Annotated in this window: 19 protein-coding genes; 8 read left to right on the top strand and 11 right to left on the bottom strand. The window is 65.8% G+C overall.

Annotated features, from left to right (window positions below):
• Nucleotides 1-41: 41 nt before the first annotated feature.
• Nucleotides 42-248, top strand: coding sequence for a TOBE domain-containing protein (locus tag IFR23_RS12080; protein ID WP_192976138.1), 207 nt, complete (start codon nt 42-44; stop codon nt 246-248).
• A 38-nt stretch (nt 249-286) separates the two neighbouring features.
• Here the strand turns inward: IFR23_RS12080 and IFR23_RS12075 are convergent, their stop codons facing one another.
• The 9 genes from IFR23_RS12075 to IFR23_RS12030 all read right to left on the bottom strand — a co-directional run bounded on the left by IFR23_RS12075 (nt 287) and on the right by IFR23_RS12030 (nt 12,226).
• On the bottom strand, nt 287-1,315 hold the full coding sequence (locus IFR23_RS12075; protein ID WP_192976137.1) for a c-type cytochrome: 1,029 nt from the start codon (nt 1,313-1,315) through the stop codon (nt 287-289).
• Entirely contained in the window at nt 1,312-1,932 is a 621-nt protein-coding gene (locus tag IFR23_RS12070) for a cytochrome c oxidase assembly protein (RefSeq protein WP_192976136.1), read from the bottom strand. Before IFR23_RS12070 ends, IFR23_RS12075 begins: the two co-directional genes overlap by 4 nt.
• Nucleotides 1,929-2,345, bottom strand: coding sequence for a hypothetical protein (locus IFR23_RS12065; RefSeq protein WP_107963560.1), 417 nt, complete (start codon nt 2,343-2,345; stop codon nt 1,929-1,931). Before IFR23_RS12065 ends, IFR23_RS12070 begins: the two co-directional genes overlap by 4 nt.
• Nucleotides 2,342-4,888 (bottom strand): cytochrome c oxidase subunit I, encoded by a 2,547-nt coding sequence (ctaD, locus tag IFR23_RS12060; RefSeq protein WP_192976135.1) that lies wholly within the window; start codon nt 4,886-4,888, stop codon nt 2,342-2,344. Before ctaD ends, IFR23_RS12065 begins: the two co-directional genes overlap by 4 nt.
• On the bottom strand, nt 4,885-5,853 hold the full coding sequence (coxB, locus tag IFR23_RS12055) for a cytochrome c oxidase subunit II (RefSeq protein WP_192976275.1): 969 nt from the start codon (nt 5,851-5,853) through the stop codon (nt 4,885-4,887). The genes ctaD and coxB overlap by 4 nt, the downstream gene beginning before the upstream one ends.
• A 151-nt stretch (nt 5,854-6,004) precedes the next feature.
• A complete protein-coding gene (locus IFR23_RS12050) occupies nt 6,005-8,176 on the bottom strand; it encodes a TonB-dependent receptor (RefSeq protein ID WP_192976134.1) in 2,172 nt (723 codons plus the stop codon).
• A 268-nt stretch (nt 8,177-8,444) separates the two neighbouring features.
• Nucleotides 8,445-10,817, bottom strand: coding sequence for a PAS domain-containing protein (locus tag IFR23_RS20025; protein WP_244655657.1), 2,373 nt, complete (start codon nt 10,815-10,817; stop codon nt 8,445-8,447).
• On the bottom strand, nt 10,715-11,329 hold the full coding sequence (locus IFR23_RS20235; protein ID WP_244655647.1) for a PAS domain-containing protein: 615 nt from the start codon (nt 11,327-11,329) through the stop codon (nt 10,715-10,717). Before IFR23_RS20235 ends, IFR23_RS20025 begins: the two co-directional genes overlap by 103 nt.
• 102 nt (nt 11,330-11,431) lie before the next feature.
• On the bottom strand, nt 11,432-12,226 hold the full coding sequence (locus IFR23_RS12030; protein WP_192976133.1) for an N-formylglutamate amidohydrolase: 795 nt from the start codon (nt 12,224-12,226) through the stop codon (nt 11,432-11,434).
• On the opposite strand from IFR23_RS12030, the gene IFR23_RS12025 reads away from it, so the two are divergent.
• The 3 genes from IFR23_RS12025 (at nt 12,225) to IFR23_RS12015 (ending at nt 14,409) form a co-directional block, all read left to right on the top strand.
• On the top strand, nt 12,225-13,151 hold the full coding sequence (locus IFR23_RS12025) for a transglutaminase family protein (RefSeq protein WP_342344947.1): 927 nt from the start codon (nt 12,225-12,227) through the stop codon (nt 13,149-13,151). The genes IFR23_RS12030 and IFR23_RS12025 overlap by 2 nt on opposite strands.
• 14 nt (nt 13,152-13,165) lie before the next feature.
• Entirely contained in the window at nt 13,166-13,981 is an 816-nt protein-coding gene (locus IFR23_RS12020; RefSeq protein WP_192976131.1) for a transglutaminase-like domain-containing protein, read from the top strand.
• Between the two features lie 89 nt (nt 13,982-14,070).
• The gene (locus IFR23_RS12015; protein ID WP_192238700.1) at nt 14,071-14,409 is read left to right on the top strand and encodes a hypothetical protein; all 339 of its coding nucleotides are present in this window, start codon (nt 14,071-14,073) and stop codon (nt 14,407-14,409) included.
• Nucleotides 14,410-14,412: 3 nt separating this feature from the next.
• On the opposite strand, the gene IFR23_RS12010 is transcribed toward IFR23_RS12015, so the two are convergent.
• Nucleotides 14,413-15,144, bottom strand: a complete 732-nt coding sequence (locus tag IFR23_RS12010; RefSeq protein WP_181321214.1) for a Crp/Fnr family transcriptional regulator — start codon at nt 15,142-15,144, stop codon at nt 14,413-14,415.
• A 131-nt stretch (nt 15,145-15,275) separates the two neighbouring features.
• Complete coding sequence (locus IFR23_RS12005) at nt 15,276-16,019, bottom strand: arylesterase (protein ID WP_192976130.1); 744 nt, start codon at nt 16,017-16,019, stop codon at nt 15,276-15,278.
• A 99-nt stretch (nt 16,020-16,118) separates the two neighbouring features.
• Between IFR23_RS12005 and IFR23_RS12000 the strand changes: the two genes are divergently transcribed.
• From IFR23_RS12000 to IFR23_RS11985, 4 genes are read left to right on the top strand one after another with little or no spacing between them, the layout of a single operon-like run.
• Nucleotides 16,119-16,793: an ABC transporter ATP-binding protein gene (locus tag IFR23_RS12000; protein WP_192976274.1), complete on the top strand. Its 675-nt coding sequence runs from the start codon at nt 16,119-16,121 to the stop codon at nt 16,791-16,793.
• Entirely contained in the window at nt 16,790-19,288 is a 2,499-nt protein-coding gene (locus IFR23_RS11995; protein ID WP_342344946.1) for an ABC transporter permease, read from the top strand. The genes IFR23_RS12000 and IFR23_RS11995 overlap by 4 nt, the downstream gene beginning before the upstream one ends.
• A 51-nt stretch (nt 19,289-19,339) precedes the next feature.
• Entirely contained in the window at nt 19,340-20,569 is a 1,230-nt protein-coding gene (locus tag IFR23_RS11990; protein ID WP_244655646.1) for a YihY/virulence factor BrkB family protein, read from the top strand.
• A complete protein-coding gene (locus IFR23_RS11985) occupies nt 20,569-20,958 on the top strand; it encodes a reverse transcriptase-like protein (protein WP_192976129.1) in 390 nt (129 codons plus the stop codon). The genes IFR23_RS11990 and IFR23_RS11985 overlap by 1 nt, the downstream gene beginning before the upstream one ends.
• Nucleotides 20,959-21,309: the final 351 nt, after the last annotated feature.

Here is a 21,309-nt window from a genome sequence, read left to right as displayed (position 1 = left end):
AAGTCGTTGCTAAACGGCGATTTCTCAACAGGAGCACGTTCATGAAGATCAGCGCACGCAATCAGATCTCCGGCACCATCGTCTCGATCACGCCGGGTGCGGTGAATGGCTCGATCAAGGTCGATATCGGCGGCGGCAACGTCGTCACTGCCAACATCACCGAGGAGGCAATCGCCGACCTCGCGCTCGCGACGGGCGACACGGTCACGGTGCTGGTCAAGGCCAGCGACGTCCTGATCGGCAAGTGATGCCGCGCCGCCCCGGCTGATTTGGGGGCGGCGTTCCCTCAGCGGCCCGCCAGATAGCGTGCGAGCGGGTCGATCATGTCCTCGGGAATGCGGCGTGCAATGACCGGCATCGTCGACTGCGATTTGCGCGCGTCGACGACCGTCTCGTCACCGCGCCAATTACGCAGGCGTTGCGCGATGTAGCTGGCGCGCTGGCCGGCGAGTACGGGGTAGGGCTTGCCCGGAGCGTGGCAGCTCGCGCAGGCGGGGAGTTGCACCTTCGGCAGCCCCTCGCGGTCGATCCGGGCTGCTGCGGTCGATCCCGACGGCGTGACGCCGCCGATCCCCGGCATCGCCGCGAAGTGATCCGCCAACCGCGTCATGTTCTCTGGCGTCAGCGTCGCCGCGGCGTTCGCCATCACCGCGCTCTGACGCTTTCCGGTCGCATAGGCCTCCAGTGCTGCGCGGAGATACGCGGGGCTCTGGCCGCCAAGAACGGGCATGTCGGGCTGGCCGCGACCACGCCCATCTGCGCCGTGGCAGCCTACGCAGGTGGCAATCCTGGCATCGGTGACGCCCGGCACTTCGGTCAGCGAGCGATAGGTCGCGGGCGACATTTCCGGCAGCAGGCGGACGAAGGCGACCATGCGGCGGACTTCGTCGTCGCGGTCCTTGGCGGCCCAGCCGGGCATGCCGGTGTATTTGACGCCGTGCTTGAGGATCCAGAAGATCTGCTTGTCGGTCCACTCGCGCGCGTTGATCGACAGGTTTGGGGCAGGGGGCGTCGCGGCTTGCATCACTGGGAGCGGGCGGACGCCGGGAGCGCCGTGGCACGAGGCGCAGCTTGCCTTGAACAGGCCGGCGGCGCTGACGAGACCCTCGTTAGCCTTGGGATCGTCGGGCGCGGTGACGGCGGCGTAGGTGCGGACCGAGTTGCGCATCGTCCAGTGGAGGAACCAGTCGGTGATCTTCCAATGGCCTGACGAGGCGGCGATGTTGAACACGCCCGACCACGCGAACAACAGCCCGGCAAGCGCCAGTCCGACGATGGCGGCGGCGGCGCGCGCCCAGGTTATCCGGATCGTCATGCGGTCGCGCTCCGTGTCTTCAACAATCCGCCGAGCATCGCGAGCCCGCCGATGAAATAACTCGCCGCGCCGACCATCAGCATGACGACGCCGCCGAGTTGCTGGTCTTCGAGTGCGTCGAGGCCGTGTGTTGCCGGGTGCATCGCCATCATTGCGTAGAGCGGTCGCGGGGCGAGGCCGATCAACGCGCCGAGCAGCGTCATGTGCATCGAGGTGAGCAGCAGCGCTGCGACGCCGGACGCGCGACGGTCGGTGGCGCCGCCAATGCGGGTGCCAAGTACCGCGCTCCAGAGGAGGACGCCAGCGATGAGGAAGCTCGCTTGCTCGATGAGCAGCGCGAGGGGCTGCATGTCGACGCGGAGCCTCAGCGCGGGGAGGTGCCAGAACCATACGACGACGAGTTCGACGAGCGACATCGCGAGCGGGGTCACGACCGCGGGCCAGCGCTCGGCCGGGTCGAACTTGCTCCCGGCGATCCCGTAGGCGAGGAACGGCGCCGCAACCGCAACCGCGATCATGTGACCCGCCATGTGCCCGACCATCCCGAGCGGGGCGGCGGCGAAGGCCCAGCCGAGCGGGACTAGCGCCGCGCCCAGGACGAGGCTCGCACGTCTCATCGGCAGTCGCCGAACATGATGACCGGCAGAGCGGTGAAGATCACCGCGACGAAGCTCAGCCCCGCCAGCAACCGCGTCGACAGCGCGAGGAAGCGGAGGCGATCGATCGCGGTGCCCTGTTCGTGCGGGGCCGGATCGCCGGGCGTCTCCGACTGAACGCGCGCGATGTAACCCGCCGCGACGATCCCCAGCAGCGCCACGATCGTCGCGATCAGCGTCGCCAGCGGGAAGCCGGTCAACGCCGTCCCCGGTCTCGACGATTTCGCGCAGGTTACTGCCACCCACAGATAGCAGAACAGGAAATGCACGGCCCAGATCGTCGGCGGGACGATCAGCGTCCACAGCGTCACCTTCAGGTCGCGGGCCCAATGTTTCCGCTCGGCTTGGGGCTTGCGCTCGGGCTTGTCCGTCATGCGACCCCCGGGAACAGGCCGATCGTGCAGAACGTCACGATCCCGGTCAGTGCGAGGAAATGGTGGTACACGGTGATGTTGCGCAGGTCCGCATCATAGACCGGCGTCATCTTCCCCGCGAGGCTGCGTGCGAGCGTGTAGGCCTGCATGATGACCCCGATCGCGGCGTGGACCGCGGTCCAGATCGCCAGCGTCCAGACGATCGCGGGATAGACGTGAAGTTCGGGATCAAGCCCCGAATACCACGGTCCGGCGAGTCCGGCGAACAGGCTCGACAGCGTCGCGACGATCCCGACGATCAGTAGCGCGCGACCCGCACCGACGTTACCGCGGCGATGCACTTCGCGCGCGCCAACGGTGGCGGCCCAGCCGGCCAAGGTCAGCGCCAGCGCGACCATCGGCCAGAACACGCCGGGTCCGTTCAGCCCGACCCCGCTCGGCGGGAAATCGTTGTGGATCGTCCAGAAGAAGAAATAGCCGAACACGAGGCCCGAGAACGCGGTCGCGTCCGCCATCATCGTGATGAACATCGCCCACCAGCCCGGCGCCGACGGCCCCGAGGTATAGAGCGGCACCTCGATGCCGTGGCCGATATGCTTGGTCGGCTTTTCGGGGATCTCGGCGGTGCCGGTCCACAGCCACCAAAGCACGCAGGCGAGCGTCGCTACGCCACTGACCGCCGACCAGATATAGAGATGGTAGGTCGTCAGGATGAACACGCCCGCGAGCGCGACCGCGGTCATCATCGGCTTCACGCTCGGCGTGCCGAGGCGGATCACCTGGAGGGGGCGCGCATCGAGCACGGTGGTGATGATCGACTCGCGCCGCATCTCCTCCGCGTCGGGCAGGAAGAAGCGCCCCTCATCGACTTTCTGGACGAAGTTCTTCTGGTCCCAGATCGGATAGCGGCTCTCGATCAGCGGCACCGAGCGGATACCCCAATCCTCGTCGTCGGGCAGCGCGAGCCATTCGAGTGTGCCGGCGTTCCACGGGTTGCGCGGCGCCTTCGGGCGACGCGGCGACAGAGCGAGGTCGATGCAGACGATCAGCACGCCCGCTGCGAACATGTACGAACCCGCGGTCGAGGCGAGGTTTAGCCCGCCGATTCCCAGTTCCTCCGGATAGGTGAACACGCGCCGCGGCATCCCGAGCAGCCCCGACAGATGCATCGGGAAGAACGTCAGGTTCATGCCGACGAACATAATCCAGAACGCGATCCGCCCGAGCCGGTCCGACAGCTTCTTCCCCGTCACCAGCGGCCAGTAATAATACAGCCCGGCGAACAACGGCAGCAGCGTGCCGCCGATCAGCACGTAGTGCAGATGCGCGACGATGAAATAGGTATCGTGCGCCTGCCAGTCGAACGGGGCGACCGCGACCATCACGCCGGTCAGCCCGCCGATCACGAACACAGCCAGGCTGCCCGATGCGTACAGCAAAGGCGTCGATTTCTTGACGTTGCCGGCCCAGAGCGTCGCGATGAATACGAAGATCTGCACGCCGGTCGGGATCGCCACTGCTTCCGATGCTGCCGCGAAGAAGGCGAGGCTGATCTTCGGCAGCCCGGTCGTGAACATGTGGTGGACCCACAGCCCGAAGCTGAGGAAGGCGGTGCCGACCGCAGCCAGAACGATCCACGGATAGCCGAGCAGATGGCGTTGGGCGAACGTCGGGATCAGCATCGCGAACAGCGCGATCGACGGCAGGAAGACGATGTAGACTTCGGGGTGGCCGAAGATCCAGAACAGGTGCTGCCAGAGCAGTGGATCGCCGCCCTTCTCCGCGTTGAAGAACGGCCAGTTCAGCAGCCGCTCCATCTCGAACAGCACGTCGCCCGCGATCAGCGGCGGGAACGCGAACAGGATCATCACCGCAACGACCAGGATGTACCAGGCGTAGAGCGGCATGAGGTTGAGCCGCATGCCCGGCGGGCGGCACTTCAGCACGCCGACGATCAGCTCGACCGCGGCGGCGACCGACGACACCTCGATGAAGCTCAAGCCCAGCATCCAGATGTCCGCGCCGAGCCCGCTGAGGTCGGTCCGCGTCGTCAGCGGCGGATACATGAACCAGCCGCCGTCGGGCGCCGCGTCGAAGAAGATCGAGCCCGACACGAACACGCCGCCGATCAGGAAGCTCCAATAGCCGAACCCCGACAGCCGCGGAAACGGCAGGTCGCGCGCGCCGAGCAGCTGCGGCAGGAGGATGATCGACACCGCCTCGAACATCGGCACCGCGAACAGGAACATCATCATCGAGCCGTGCAGCGTGAACAGCTGGTTGAACGTGTTCGCCGTGACGAGGTCGTTGTTCGGTACCGCCAGCTGCGTGCGCATGATCAGCGCGAGCACGCCTGCGAACAGCATGAACCCGAACGCGGTCAGCGTGTACCACACGCCGATCCGATTGTTGTTGACGTCGGTCCAACGGAAGAACCAGCCGGTGGGCGGCTTCCAGACTTCACGCAAACGATCTTCCTGGCCCTTGCGGACCGCGGGATCATTCTGGTCGGGCGCGATATATTGGGTGCTCTCGGTGGTCATTTGAGCCCCTGAAGGTAGCTTGCAATCTGGTCGGCTTCGGCGGCCGACATCTGCGGGAAGGCGGGCATCCGCACGCCGGGCTTGGTCTTGCCCGGATCGCGGACGAACCCGGCGATGTTGGCGTGCGTCATCGGCAGCACCCCCGCGGCGAGCGTCGGGCGCGAGCCGAAGTGGGTGAGGTCGGGACCAATCTTCGCGACCGGGCCGACGCCGCGGACGCTGTGGCACCCGCTACAGCCATAGCTCGCGAAGGCGCGCGCGCCCGGTGACGCGGTAACGACGGCGGGCTTGCGCTGTTCGGCGAGCCAGCGCTCGAACGCGGCTGGCTCCATCGCGATCACGTCGAACGCCATCAGCGCGTGGCCGAGCCCGCAGAACTCGGCGCAGACGCCACGGTACGTGCCCGCCTTGGTCGCGCGAACGACGAGGCGGTTGGTGCGGCCTGGGATCATGTCCATCTTGCCGGCGAGACCGGGCACCCAGAAGCTGTGGATAACGTCGGGGCTGCGCAGCGACAGTTCGACCGTGCGACCGACGGGGAGGCGCAGTTCGTTCGCGGTCTCGACCACCGAACCGCCCGGCGGCGCATAGCGGACGCGCCACCAGAATTGTTCGCCCTCCACCCGGATGCGCAAGTCGCCGTTGGCCACCTCGCGCGGTCGCATTGCGGGGAGGGCGTAAAGCAACAGACCCAGCAGCAGGATCGAAGGACCGATGCCGCCGAGCCACAGCACCAGCTTCATCCCGCCCTTGTGAGTCAGCCGCCCCTCGGGCGCTCGCATCGCATGGCGCATCAGCAGGGCAAGGCCGCCCGCGAGGATGATGGCGCCGATGACCAGAACGATGGTGATCGAGAGGACCTTGTCCGCCTCCTCGCCAAACGGCGCGAGCGTCGACTGGTGCCGGTTGCACGCCGCCAACATCGGCAGGCACGCGCCCACGGAAAGAAAAATAGCCTTCCGCATCATTACCTTGCCACCATTTTCGAAGGAGGCTCTCTAAACGCGAGGGCAGGGTGGCGTAAACCGGAAAATGACAGTTAGTTCATGTTCCCCCTCCGTCACCCCAGCTTTCGCTGGGGTGACGGAGGAAGGGCGGGGGAGGATTTAACCCAACTTACAGCCCGAAGCGGAGCGTCGCGCGGAAGTCGCGACCCGCAAGCGGCGCGAAATCCTTCAGGAAGCTGGTCGCGCGGCGGGCGTTTACGTCGAACAGATTGTTCGCGCTCAGCAACAACGTCGTCTTCGAATCCTTGCCGAACGGGCTGAGGCCGATGGAGGCGTTGACCATCGTGTACTCGTTGGTCTTCGTCTCGAACGCGGCGATGCGGTTCTGGTCGAACACGTGCTCCACCTCGACGCGGCCGTTGATCCGGTCGCCCTGCGCCTCGATACCGCCCAGCACGCGCATCGGCGGGATCCGTGGGACCGCGCCCTGGTCGACGATGTTCGCGTGGACGTAGTCGCCCAGCACGTCGGCGTTGACCGCATAACCGCCGATCTGCGCGACCTTCACCGATGCATCCGCCTCGAACCCGTAATAGCGCGCGTCGGCCTGCTGATACTGGAAGCAGGGCAGGTCGACGGTCCGGCCCGAGGGATCGGCGGCCGCCTGGCAGACCGTCGACGCGACCTGGTTCTCCGAGATGTAGTTCGAGAACCAGTTGTAATAGGCCGACGCGTCGAAGCTGAAGCCGTCGCCATGCGCGTGCAGCGTGCCTTCGAGGCCCCATGACTTCTCAAGCCGGAAGTTCGGGTTGCCCAGTTCGTAGGCCTGCGTCCCGGCATGCGCGCCGTTCGCGAACAGCTCTTCGGCCGATGGCGCACGCTCGGTCCGCGAACCGTTCAGGCCGACGCGGATGGTGTCGGTCAGAGCATAGGAGGCGCCGAGCGAACCCGAGACCGAATGATAGCTCTGGCTGCCACGGAAGAAGCGCAGATCGTCCTCGGGCGTACGCGCAGCGAGATCGGTGATCTCGTAGCGTACGCCGCCCTCGGCGCGGAACTTGCCGGCCTCATATTGTTGCAGCGTGAAGAGGCCGGTCTGGTTGGTCTCGTTCTTGGGCAGGAAGGCTTCGTCGCCGACCACGTTGAAGATCCGGTTGTAGAACTGCACGCCAGACGCGCCCTGCCAGCCGCCGCGGTTCGCCTGAATGACCTCCAAGCGTCCTTCGAGGCCCTTGTTGTAAAAGGCGGTGCCGACGGAGTTGTCCTCTTCCAGCTCGAAATGGCGATAGCTCGCCTGTCCGGCGCGGATGCGGATCTTGCTGATCACGTCGCCGCCGGTATCGATCTCGCCGCGCAGGTCGACGCGGTTCTGGACGACGTCGAGGCGGGGCGCCTCCTGCTCCTGGCCGGGTTGCGTGGCGTAGCGGACCGGCACGCCGTACAGGCTGTCATAGTGGCTGTACGAAATGCCGAGATTGCCGTTGTCGGTAATGATCGACGCGCCGGCGCCCGCGGTCCACGTCTCGGCCTGCGTGTTGGGCAGCTTGCCCTTCAACCGTGCCGATGCGGCATAGTCGATCGACTCGGCGTCGTTGGGATCAACGGGTGTGGTGGCTGCCGTCGCCAAGGCTTGTGCGCGGGCGTCGCGCGACAGGATGTAGCCGCCGGTGCGCAGGTCGCCCGACTTCAGATACGAGCCGTCGGCGTGGAGGACGAGATGCTGGCCGACTGCGACGTCGCCCGCCATTCCGCCAGACCGCTCGTTGGCGGCCGAACCATAGTTGGCGATGCCGTTCACACGGTAGCCGTTCTCGGGCACCGACCGCGGGATACGCGTATCGATGACGTTGACGACGCCGCCGACCGCCGACGTGCCGTACAGGAGTGCGCTGGGGCCGCGGAGGATCTCGATACGCTCGGCGAGCAGCGGGTCGATGATGACGGCGTGGTCGACCGAGGTGTTCGAGACGTCGATCGAGCCGATCCCGTCGGTCAGCACGCGGATGCGGTCACCCTGGAAGCCGCGCAGGATCGGACGCGAGGCGCTCGGGCCGAACGACGATGCCGACACGCCGGGCTGGCGCGCGAGAGTCTCGCCGATCGACGGGCGCAACTGGCGGGTGAGTTCCTGGCCGGTCAGGACGGTGGTGCCCTGCAAGACGTCGCGCTCGCTGGTCTGGATCGGCGCGGTGACGATGATGTCACGCTGGTTGGTCGATCCGACCGACGTGGAAGCGGGGGCGGGCGCCGCGGAGTCGCTGCCCTGCGTCGAGGTCTGCGCATGAGCTTGCGAGGAGAGGAGCGCAGCCAGGGCGGTGGCGCCGAACAGCATCGTCTTCATGAAATTCCCTTGTGTCGTCCCTGTACGACAATGCGGGTATATTTGATGATACATCATATCAAGTGACAAGGATGCCATGTTCGACGATCCCGCCCGTGCTGTTGCCGTAGGGCAACATGGGTTAGTGCAGCGCGAAACGGTGACACGATCATCCCACCCCGTCTGGCGAAGGCTGGATCGAGGCAGGGTGGGCAACGGTCGTCACGCCCGACCGTGCACGGTGCAGCAGTAACGGATCGGACAAGCGCAACGTCTGCCTCTGCGCCGCCTATGCAGCGACGATCAGTTCCTTGATCCGCCCGGCCAGCGCCTCCATCGCGAACGGCTTGGTCATCACGTGCATGCCGGGATCGAGATGGCCGTTGCCGACCACGGCGTTCTCCGCATAGCCGGTGATGAACAGGATCTTGAGGTCGGGCCGCCCAATCCGGGCTGCGTCCGCCATCTGTCGTCCGTTCATGCCGCCCGGCAAGCCGACATCGGTGACCAGCAGGTCGACACGCAGTTCCGATTGCAGCAGTTTCAAACCCGCCGCGCCATCCGCTGCCTCGATCGCCGCATAGCCGAGTTCCTCCAGAACCTCGACCACCAGCATCCGCACGGTGGGTTCGTCATCGACCACCAACACGGTCTCGCCAGCCTCGGCGCGCGGTGCGTCGGACAGATCGACCTCGGTCGTGCCGTGCTCGGCGACGCCGAAATGGCGGGGTAGGTAGACGCAGACGTTCGTGCCTTCGCCGACCTCGGAATAGATCCGCACCTGACCGCCCGACTGCCGCGCGAACCCGTAGATCATCGACAGGCCCAGCCCGGTGCCGAGCCCGAGCGGCTTGGTGGTGAAGAAGGGATCGAATGCCTTGGCGATCACGTCCGGGGTCATGCCGGTGCCGGTGTCCGATACGCACAGCGACACATACTGGCCGGCATCAAGTTCGCGTTCGCGTGCCGTCCGTGCGTCGATCCAGCGATTGGCGGTCTCGATCGTCAGTCGCCCGCCCTCCGGCATCGCATCGCGCGCGTTAATACACAGGTTGAGCAACGCGTTCTCGAGCTGGTTGGGATCGACCAGGGTCGCCCACAGCCCGACCGCTTCGACGACCTCGACCTCGACTTCGGGGCCGACGGTCCGCCGCACCAGATCTTCCAGCCCGGATACCAACCGGTTGATGTCGGTCGGCTTCGGATCGAGCGTCTGCCGGCGCGAGAACGCGAGCAGGCGGTGGGTGAGCGCGGCGGCACGCTTGGCGGCCCCCTGCGCGGCGAGCGAATAGCGCTCGACATCGTTCAGCCGCCCCTGCGCGATGCGGATCCCCAGCAGTTCCAAGCTGCCGGTAATGCCGGTCAGCAAATTGTTGAAATCATGCGCGATCCCGCCGGTCAGCTGGCCGACCGCCTCCATCTTCTGGCTCTGGCGCAGCGCCTCCTCGACGACCATCAACTCGCGCGTGCGTTCGGCCACCTGCTCCTCGAGTGTCTCGTTCCACCGCGCGAGTTCCGCGGTCTGGCGGCGGCTCTCGTCGATATCCGTATTGGTGCCGACCCAGCGAAGGATCGTGCCGTCGCCGGCACGCACCGGTTCCGCGCGGACCAAGAACCATCGGTATTCCCCGGTGGCGCCGCGCACGCGGAACTCGACCGAATACGGCTCGCCGGTCGCCAGCGAATGGCTCCAGCGGTCCGCTGCGAGCGACAGGTCGTCCGGATGCAGCATGCTGCCCCAGACTTGCGTCCCGTCGAGTCCGCCCGGTTCGAGGCCGTTATAGGCATAGACCTGCTGGTTGAACCAATAGAGGTATCCGTTGGGACGCGCGGCCCAGATCTGATTGGGGACGGCCTCGGCGAATACGCGGAACTGCTCGTCGCTCGCCCGTCGCGCGTCTTCGGCCCGCAGACGCTCGGTGGCCGTACGGACACGTTCGGCGACCTCGCGCATCAACAGCAGATCGTCGTCGCTCCACACCCGCGCGGTCGCGTGGTTCGCGTAGAGCAGCGCGACGAAGTCATCCTGCTCGACCAGCGGCATGTTGACGAACGACCATGCGCTGATCCCCCGCAACGCGTCCGCGGTGTCCCGCGTTCGGTCGTCGCAGTCGACGTCGGCGATCGCGACCGTCACGCCGGCCTTCAGATCCTCGACATAGGATCCATAGGCGCGAAAATCGAGCGTACCCGCAAGCGTTGCGATACCGGGCGAGAACCAGTCGCGCTCGACCGTGATCGTCTCGTTCGCCTTGTCGATGATGCCGTAACCGATGCGGCTGACCTGGAGCGCCTTGCCGAGGATTTCCGAGGCGGCATAGGCGATCTCTTCGGGATGGTGAAGGTCGCGGATCGCATCGCTCAGTTCGAGCAGGGTGCGCTGGCGCAGGTCCGCCTGCTTGCGCTCGGTGATGTCGAAACTGACGCCGGGAAACCGCAGTGCTGTGCCGTCCGGCGCGAGCCGACAACGGCCTTGCGCCGCCACCCACCGGATCGCACCATCCGGCTGGACGAGGCGATATTCCACCGCGAAGTCACCGCCAGCCCCGACCGCATCGGCTACCGCCGCGCGCGTGCCGGGGAGGTCGTCGGCGTGGATCTTGCCGAAGAACAGTTCGAGCGGCGCGCCCTTCCAGCCAAGCTCTGCCGGAACGCCGTGCAGCCGTGAGAAGCGCTCGTCTGCCTTGACCCGGTCGTTGGGAACGTCCCAGTCCCAGGTGCCGATGCCGTTGCCCGCCGCGAGCGCCTGGTTGAGGCGCTCCTCGCTCTCCTGCGTCGCGATCGCCGCGCGGAGACGTCGTTGAACAGGATCGCCACCATTCTCGGCGTGCCGTCGCCAACCGGAAAGGCATGAACGTCGAACCAGCGTCCCATCGGTTCCGAGCCGTGATCGAACCGCGCGGGTTCGCCGGTCAGCGCGACGCGGCCGTATGTATCGAACCAGAATCGCTCGAGATCGGGGACGAGTTCGCTTGCCGTTCGGCCGACGACGTCGACCAGTCCGGTCTGGCTTTCGAACTGCGGGTTGACCTCCACGAAACGGTAATCGACCGCGCGTTCGCCCTCGAACATCATCTCGATGATGCACAGCCCCGCGTCGATTGCCTCGAACAACGCCTGATAACGCTCCTGCGCCGGGATTACGGCATTCGGCGTGGTCTTTGGTCGCTGCATTATATCTCGAACGTCGGAGGGCGCGACCTCACGTTGCAAGGCCGGCGGGCAAACGCATCAACGGGAAAGACGATCCCGCACGGTGGCTCGTATCATGCGCGTTCAGATCCTGCCCGCCCTTTCGAGCGCCAGTGGAAGCAGCCGCGCGAGGCGATCCGCCCAGGCATCGCAATCGGCGGTCGATCCCAGCAGGTCCTGCCGGATTTCGATCTCGGCATAGCCGCGGGCAGTGTAGGCGTGACGCGGGATCGTATAGTCGATCAGGTCCATGCGGTACGGCTCGTTGTCACCGACGGTGAGATCCGGCTCCCTGCGCAGCACGTCGAGCAGGGCGCGTGCGAACACGGTATCGCCGCCGTCATGCAGGATGCCGATCTGCCAGGGACGTGCCTGATCGCGCATCGGGCCGCTCATCATGGGCGTGAAGCTGTGCAGCGCGATCACGAACGTCGGCATGGCCAGTGCATCGCGACGCGCGAGTTCGGCGGCGATCGCGGCGTGATAGGGCGCGTGTATCTCGGCGAAGCGTGCCGCGCGCTCCGCCTCGGTCAGCCCCGCATTGCCCGGAACGAGCGTCCCGTCGCTGACCGTTGCGATGACGTCTGGCTGATCGGGGCTGCGGTTGCAGTCGATTACCAGCCGCGAATAGGTCTGGCGCACGAACACCGCATCGAGCCGCTCGGCTAGCAGCGCGCCGAGCTCGCCGATGCCGATATCCCAGCCGATGTGGCGCGACAGATCCGCGTCGCCAAGCCCCAGCGAGTCCAGCCGTGCCGGAACCGCCTTTCCCGCATGATCGCCGATCAGCAGGAACGATGATGCGCCTGCCGGGTTGATCACCGTGACCGGAGAGGTATCCTCGGTCGTAAGCAGCGATTGGCTGACATTGCTGTTCATGCGACGTGGATCCCGGATGCCATCTCTAACGCTCTCTCATGTAACCAGATACTCGTACCGCAATCCGGTTGCGTTTGGCGAGCACCGGATCATGGTTCGCCCTCGCGAAAGCTACGACCAGCATCTGATCGACGCGCAGCTCACGATCAGCCCCGAGCCCTCCGACGTCCGCTGGTTGCAGGACGTGTTCGGCAATTCGGTCGCGATCGCCACCTTCAAGAAGCGCGCGCGGGAGCTGGTCATCGACAGCACGGTGCGCCTTCTTCATACCCCGGCCGAGCTGCAGGACGTCGATATCGAGGATTACGCGCGGCTGTATCCCTTCACCTATTCGTCGGAGGAGATGCCCGACCTGCTTCGTTCGATCGAGCGCCAGCATCACGATCCGCTGCGCGAGATCGATACCTGGGCCCGGCGGTTCGTCGGGACCGGCGGCCCCACCGATACGCTCGCGATGCTGTCCGAGATGACGGCGACGATCCGGCGCGAATTCACCTACGTCCCGCGCCCCGAAAAGGGCACGCAGTCGCCGATGGAGACGCTGGCCAAGCGCAAGGGCACCTGCCGGGATTATGCGATGTTGATGATCGAGGCGGTTCGCGCGCTCGGCTTCGCGGCGCGGTTCATCTCGGGCTATGTCTACAATCCGACAAGTAGAGAGCAGCGGACCGGCGGCGGCAATACGCACGCCTGGGTTCGCGTGTACCTGCCCGGATCGGGCTGGGTCGAGTTCGATCCGACAAACGGCATCGTCGGCAACCGCGGCCTCGTCCGTGTCGCGGTGGCGCGCGACATCTATCAGGCAGTGCCGGTCTCCGGCACCTGGAGCGGCTTTCCGGGAAGCTTCCTCGACATGAGTGTGTCGGTCGATATCACCGTCGACGACGTTGCCGCAGACTATCAACACTCATCGCTAACGGTTTGATAAGGGGGACTTCGATGCTGATCCGCGCTGGCTATACCATCCGCTTCGAAACCGACGTCGCGACACCGATGCTGACGATGCTGAGCATCCACCCATCGCGTAACAAGGATCTCGTCACCCCGCACCGGATCGTCGACGACCCCGATGTGCCGGCGTATGATTATCTCGACGCGTTCGGCAACGTCTGCACGCGGATCACCGTTCCCAAGGGCGGGCTGACGCTGTCGTGCGATTTCACGATCGAGGACAGCGGCGAGCCTGACCCGGTGACGCCGGATGCGATCCAGCACGCCGTCGAGGATTTGCCCGACGATATCCTCATCTTCCTGCTCGGCAGCCGGTATTGCGAGACCGATCGTCTATCGGAGACGGCATGGTCGCTGTTCGGGCACGTCCCGGCAGGCTGGCAGCGCGTCCAGGCGATCGTCGACTTCGCGCATAATCATGTCGAGTTCGGCTATCACTATGCCCGGCCGACCAAGACGGCGTGGGACGTCTACCAGGAGCGCCAAGGCGTGTGCCGCGATTTCGCGCACCTCGCGATCACGTTGTGCCGCTGCATGAACATCCCAGCTCGCTACTGCACCGGCTACCTTGGCGACATCGGCATCCCCCCGGTCGACGCGCCGATGGACTTTTCGGCGTGGTTCGACGTGTATCTCGGCGGAACGTGGCATACGTTCGATGCACGCCACAATCAGCCGCGGATCGGCCGGATACTGATGGCACGCGGGCGGGACGCGACCGATACGGCGCTCACGACCACCTTCGGTCCTGCGCGTCTGGTCGGCTTCGACGTGCATACCGATGAGGTCGTGTCGGCGGCCTAAAGCTGCCTCGGCGACAAGTTATCCCTTGTCGCGACCGCCGCGTTGGGCCTAACGGCTTCGATCCTTCAACTTATGCTGCGATGCACAACATGACCTCGACCCCCGACGACCAGTCCGCCCCGGCCAATGCGAACGCCCTGCTCCTGCAGGCGATCGCGCTGCGCAAGTGCATCACCGCGACCTATAACCGCATGGTCTGCACGCTGGCGCCGCACATCCTGTACACCAAGCACGACGACGTGTTCGTCGATGCGGTGACGCTGGAGCGCGACGGTCAGCCGCCCAAGGAAATCAAGCTCGGCACGTTCAAGCTTGCCGGCCTGAAGGACATCGCGGTCACCGATCGTTCGTTCGTGCCCGACGCGATCTTCAATCCCGGCGACATCAAGTACGACCGCGTCACACTGTTCGTCGTCGACCGTACCTGATTTCTACGCCGCCGCGGCAGGCAGCCAGGCGGTCTCGATCTCTCCATAGCGATCGGTGAACCCGGTCGCGGCGACGAGGGCTGCTTCATCCATGATCTTCACGCGGCGGCCAGTCCGTTCGATCACGCCGGTCTTTTCCAGCGCGCGAATGGTCCGGTTGACGTGGACCTTGGTCAGACCCAGCGCATCGCCGATATCGGTCTGCGTCAGCGGCAGATCGAACGAGTCGACGATCCCGCCGGCCGTCACCCGCAATCGTGCGATGATATCGAGCAGCAACGTCGACAGCCGCTCGCTCGCGCCCATCCGCCCGATCGTGGTCAGCCGATCGCTCATCGCGACATTCTCGGCAGCGGCGATCGCATAAAGCAACCCGCCGATCCGCGGTTGTGCGCGAAACAGGAGGCCGAGCTCGGTCTTCGGCATCTCGATGACGGTGCAATCCGAGATCGCGGTGAGCGTAGCCGCTGCCTGCGACCATGCCATGCTCGACGTGCCGATCAGGTCGCCCGCATAATGGAACCGCAGGATCTGCCGGCCGCCCGTGACGAGCTTGGTCGAAGAATGCAGCCACCCCTGGCGGACGACGTACAAGGCGTGGCTTTCGCCACCTTCCGCCATCAATACGTCGCCGGCCTTCAGCCGCCGCTCGCCTTTTTCGGCATGGAGGATCGCCTCGCGCTCCGCCTCGGTGAGATCCAGATGTCGCCCCAGCCGTGCGATCAAACCGCTCAATTGCATTCGAGTCCCTTTTTCTGCTCGACGCCTGCTGTTCGCCCGACAGCATAGCCCGTTACCTTCGGCGTGCGATGCACCGTCACCGCCTGGTAGATTTACCAGGCGATGGTGCCGGTGTCGTACCGATCCTAGCTGCCTTGTCCTAACGCCGTTTCGACGAGTGGCGCAACGCGTGCTGCGATGCGATCCACACCGACGGGGTTGGGATGAACCCGGTCCGCCTGCATCAGCTTGGCGTCGCCGATCACCCCGTCGAGAATGAACGGGTAGAGCGATGCATGGTATGTCTTGGCAAGGTCGGGCCATATCCGATTGAATTGCGACGTGTAATCCGGGCCGAGGTTCGGCGGTGCCATCATCCCGGTCAGCATCGTCGGGATCCCACGACGTTTTGCCTCCTCCAGCATCGCGGTCATGTTCGCGCGCGTCTCGGCGGGGGCAATCTGTCGCAGGACGTCGTTTCCGCCAAGCCCGATGAGTATGAGGTCCGGTTTGCGCGGCAGGTTGTCGAGCGCGAAGGCGAACCGCTGCCGCCCCGCCGCGCTGGTGTCGCCCGACACGCCGGCGTTTACGACGGTAGCGTTGATCCCGTCGCGTCGCAGCCTGTTCTGCACGGCATCGGGCAGGCTCTGGCCGCGATCGAGGCCGTATCCGGCGTACAGGCTGTCGCCGAATGCCAGTATCAGGCGAGCCGGTCCGCTTGGCGCCGGCGTCGCGGCCACGGGGGCAGGGGCCGGTACCGCGGCATTCTCGACCCGCGCAGCGGCGGGCGGCGCATCGTGCCTGTCGCAGCCGGTCAGCAACGCCGCTTGGAGAAGCAGCGCGCCGACCCCATAGAGTGTCCAGCGTCTGCCGTTTCGATTTTGCTCCAACGTGAAGATCTCCCACCGCCCATGACTGACATTGCGCCCGCGCTTGCTGCCGACGACCTACAGCCTGCCGCCAAGGACCAAGAGCTTGCTGGTGGGGACATGGTGATCTCGATCCGCGATGTCACCCTGACCCTCGGCGCATCGACCGCGGCGACGACGATATTGAAGGGTATCGACCTCGATATCGCGCGCGATACCAGCACCGCGCTGCTCGGACCGTCGGGATCGGGCAAGTCTTCGCTGATGGCGATCCTGGCGGGGCTCGAACAGGCGAGCGGTGGTCGCGTTCGGGTTGCCGGGCTGGATTTCGGCGCGCTCGACGAGGACGCGTTGTCGCGCGCGCGCCGGGGTCGCATCGGCATCGTCCTGCAGGCGTTCCATCTGCTGCCGACGATGACCGCGTTGGAGAACGTCGCGGTGCCGATGGAACTCGCCGGCATGGCGGACGCGTTCGAGCGGGCGGAGGCCGAACTGCATGCGGTCGGGCTGTCGCATCGTATCGGCCATTATCCGACCCAATTGTCGGGCGGCGAACAGCAGCGCGTGGCGATCGCGCGCGCGCTCGGGCCACGGCCGGACATCGTGTTCGCGGACGAGCCCACCGGCAATTTGGATGCCGCGACCGGCGCATCAATCATGGACCTGCTGTTCGATCGTCGTGCGGCTACCGGCGCGACGCTGATCGTGATTACCCATGACCCGGTCCTCGCGGCGCGCTGCGACAGGATCGTCGAACTTGCCGACGGCCGCATTCTGACGGACCACCAACGGTGAGCGACTGGCGGCTGGCGTGGCGGCTTGCGCGGCGTGAACTCGACCTGCGGTTTCGCGGACTTCGGCTGTTGCTTGCCTGCCTGTTTCTCGGGGTGGGCGCGTTGGCGGCGATCGGCAGCCTGACGCAGGCGATCGACACGGAACTCGCGTCTCGCGGTAGCGCGATCCTGGGCGGCGACGTCGAGTTCGCAGCCTCGCAACGTGCCGCCACGCAAGCCGAGCGCGCCGCGATGGCACGCCTTGGCACCGTCTCCGAAACGGTCCGGATGCAGGCGATGGCGGTGCGCGGCACCAACAGCGTGCCGATCGAACTCAAGGGCGTCGATGCCGTTTATCCCCTGTACGGCACGCTGGCGGTGCGTGGCGAAACGTCCGCGAAATCGCTCGATGCGAACACCGTCCTGATCGGACCGGCGCTGGCGGAGCGGCTTGGGATCGGGCGCGGCGCGCAATTGAGACTGGGAACCGCGGCGTTCACCGTCGGCGGCATCGTTACGAGCGAGCCGGACCGGCTGGGGGAGGGGTTCACGCTTGGCCCGGTCGCGATCGTGTCGCTCGACGGTATCGCCCGGACCGGGCTCGTCCAGCCGGGGAGCCTGTACGAGAGCAAATACCGCATCCGCCTGCCGACGGGAGCATCCCCGGCAGCGGCAACCGATCGCTTCAAGGCGGCGTTCGCGACCGGCGGCTGGGAAACCAAGACTCGCGATCGGGCCGCACCCGGCGCCGAGCGTTTCGTCGACCGGATGGGGCAGTTCCTCCTGCTCGTCGGCCTGTCTGCGCTGGTCATCGCCGGGATCGGCGTCGGCAACGGCGTATCGTCCTACCTGACCGCGCGCCGTGGCAGCATCGCCGCGTTGAAGGTCCTTGGCGCAACGTCGGGCATCGTGGCGCGGATCTACGTGCTGCAGGTCGCGGTCGTCGCGGCGATGGGAATCGCTGCAGGGCTGATCGCGGGTCTCGCGACCGTGCCGTTGATCGTCTGGCTTGCGGGCGACGTCCTGCCGGTCGCACCCCGGTTCACCGTCCAGGCCGCACCGCTCGCGCTTGCCGCCGCCTATGGCATGCTGATCGCGCTGGCCTTCACGGCGCCACCGCTGATCGAGGCCGGACGTATTCCTGCCGCCGGGCTGTTGCGCGGACTGCCGGGCGAACGCCGCGTTCCGCTGCGCCAAACACTGCCCTGGGTCCTGGGTGCGGGCGCGGCCATCGTCGCGCTGGCGCTGTCGACCGCCGAACAGCCATTGCTTAGCGCCGGGTTCCTCGCGGCCGTCGCTGTCGTCCTCGCGATGCTCGCTCTGTTCGGTTGGGGTGTCCGGCGCGGCGCGGCATTGCTGCCCAAGTCCAGGCGTCCTTTGTTACGGCTTGCGGTTGCCGGGCTGCATCGTCCCGGCGCGCGGACCGGCACGCTGGTCGTCGCACTGGGCCTCGGTCTCACCTTGTTCGTCCTGCTCGCAGGCATCCGTACCAGCATTGATGCCAACATCGCGCGCACCGTGCCGAACCGTGCACCGGCCTTGTTCGCGCTCGACGTGCCCCCCGACCGCGAAGCCGAATTCCGTCGCACGATCGAGGGTATCGCGACGCACCCGGTGATTCGGACCGTGCCCGCGATGCGCGGCACCATCACCGGCTATGGTACGACGCGGGTTGCCGACCTCAAGACGCTGCCCGAGGGCGCCTGGGCGTTGCGGGGCGAGCGCGGCCTGACCTTTTCGGCGACCCTCCCAGAGGGAAGCGAACTGACCGCGGGCCGCTGGTGGCCGCGCAATTACCGCGGACCGCCGCTGGTTTCGATCGACGAGCGGTTGGCCAAGGTTCTCGACCTGAAGATCGGTGACCCGCTGAGCTACACGCTGCTCGGGGTCGAGCGGACCGCGCGGATCGCGTCGTTCCGCCGGATCAGCTGGGATACGCTGGGCTTCAATTTCGTGATGGTCTTCTCGCCCAATGCGATCGAGGACGCGCCGCATAATCTTGCCGCGACGATCGATCTCGCGTCCGGGCAGGAGTCGATGGTGATGCGCGCGCTGCTACCCCGCTTCCCATCGGTCTCAGTGATCGAGGTCCGCGGCGTGCTGGGCCAAGTGCGCGCGATCGTGACGCAGATGGCGACGGCGATTACCGCCGCCGCGTCGGTCGCGATCCTCGCCGGTATCGCGGTGCTGATCGGTGCGATCGCGGCGGCGCGGGAGGCGCGTACGTATGACGGCGTGATCCTGCGGACGCTCGGCGCGACACGCTGGCAGGTGCTTGGCGTCCAGGCGCTGGAATATGCGTTTCTCAGCGTCGTCCTGTCGGTACTCGCGCTGCTGCTGGGACTTGGCGGGGCGTGGTATGTCGTGACGCAGCTGTTCACGTTCGAATGGCTGCCCGATTATGCGACCGTCCTTGTCACGTTGCTCGGCGGGGCGGGGCTGACCATGGCTATCGGGCTGATCGGTGCATGGCCGATCCTGGGTGCGCGACCCGCGCAGGCCTTGCGGCAACTCTAGCCGCCGATCCGGCACGTTTATGCGCGCGCCGCGTTAGGTGGGCGGAGGGATTTGCCCGCCGAACCGATCCCGAGGAGCAAGACGCTGGCCGATACCGATCACCCGATGGCGCATACCGCCACCAGCCCCTGGTCGATGTCGGCGAGCGAATGGTGGAAGGTCCTGAAGCGCACCTGGGCCGAGGGTAACGACGACAATATCGGCCTGATCGCGGCCGGCACCGCATTCTATGGGTTCGCCGCGATCGTCCCGCTGCTCGCGTCGGTCGTGTTGATCTACGGCCTGGTCGCGGACACGACGACGGTGGTCGCGAACATCCGCGCGTTGTTCAACGTCCTTCCGGAAGATGCGGCGCGCGTGATCGGCGACCAACTCGCCACGGTCGTCAATACGTCGGAAGGCAAAAAGGGGTTCGGTCTCGTCATCGCGCTTGGGATCGCGTTGTACGGCGGGACGAAGGGGGCATCGTCGATCGTTACCGCGCTGAACATCGCGTACGAAGAGAAGGAGACGCGAGGGTTCATCGCGCTGAACCTGCTCGCCTTTGCGATCACCGGGGGTGCCGTCCTGCTGGCGCTGGTCGCCGCGCTCTCGACAGCGGCGTTTGCGTTGCTCGACAGCCTGATACCCGGCGCGCCTGAAATCCTGCTCACAGCGATCCGCCTCGTGAGTTACGGCGTGCTCACCTCGCTGGGCGTCACGGCGGCGGCATGCCTGTATCGGTTCGGCCCCAATCGGCACAAAGCCAAGTGGGCGTTGCTGACTCCCGGATCGCTGGCGGCAACGATTATCTGGTTGGGTGCGACGATCGGGTTCGGCGTCTACGTCTCGCGCTTCGGAAATTACGGCGCGACCTATGGATCGCTGAGCGCGGTCATCGTGCTGCTGACATGGCTGTGGCTCTCGGCCTACGTCTTCCTGCTTGGCGCAGAGCTGAATTCGGAACTCGAACACCAGACGACGAGCGATACGACGGCCGGCGCCGCCACGCCGATGGGAACGCGGGGTGCGGCCGTCGCGGATACGGTTGCGACCGAAGTCGAGTCGCGACCAATTGCTAGGCCCGTGGAGCCGGACGGGGCAGGGATCTTGGCCGTCGCGCATCTGAGTGGCGTGCAGGCAGGCCTACCCGCATCGCTTCTGGCGCTCGGTGGACTGCGGTCGATCCGACGGGGTTCGCCGGTCGCGGGTCTTGGCATGATCGCCGTCGGCGCAGTGCTCGCGCATCGGAAGCATACGGCGTCCGACAAGGGGACGACGAACCCGCGAGCGAAAGCCTGATGGCTTACGGGCAGTCAACCAAGCTGTTCTTCGACGGCGGGTGCCGGCCAAACCCCGGGCCGATTGAATGCGCAGTCGTCCGCAAGGGCGTTACCCATTACCGCCAAGATCTGGGCAACGGCAGCAACAGCGACGCCGAATGGCTGGCGGCCATTCATGCGCTGGAGGTCGCAGCCATAAACGGCGACCGCGATATCATGCTGATCGGCGATTCGACGCTGGTCGTCACCCAAGCCAAGGGAACGGCGCGGTGCCGTTCGGTAGAGCTCGAGGCACACCGGGTAACGTTCGAGCAACTGGCGATCGGTTTCGACCGGCTTCGCATACGACATATTGGTCGAGCCCAGAACCTTGCCGGCATCGCGCTCGCCAAGCTGCACCCTCGCTGAGGGTCACACGGCGACACTCAGCGCCACTGAGCGGGGCGAGCTTTGATTTTTCCGAAAAGTGACCTGAAACTGTAAAAAAGCGTTTGACGGTATCGGGAGGTGGCCCTAGAGGGGTGTCACCGCAGCGGAGTGCCTCACGGCTTCTGCGACGGTCGCAAAAAACCAGATGCTGCAAGCTTCTTCTACGGGAGGGGTTATGCGAGTGTCGGTATTTTTGTCGGTTCTTTGACATTGTAGGTTAAGATGAAGGGACATGTGGGCGGCGGCTTGCGGTTTCCGGGCTCCTCAAGGGTTCGGGTAATCGTTTAAAGCTAAGTCGTTCTCATATGTCCTTCACATATTCCATATGTA

The organism is Sphingomonas sp. CFBP 13603 (assembly GCF_014892665.1).
Lineage (GTDB): Bacteria > Pseudomonadota > Alphaproteobacteria > Sphingomonadales > Sphingomonadaceae > Sphingomonas.
The sequence above is the reverse complement of the archived record's forward strand: the minus strand, read 5'-3'. Positions and strand labels throughout refer to the sequence as shown.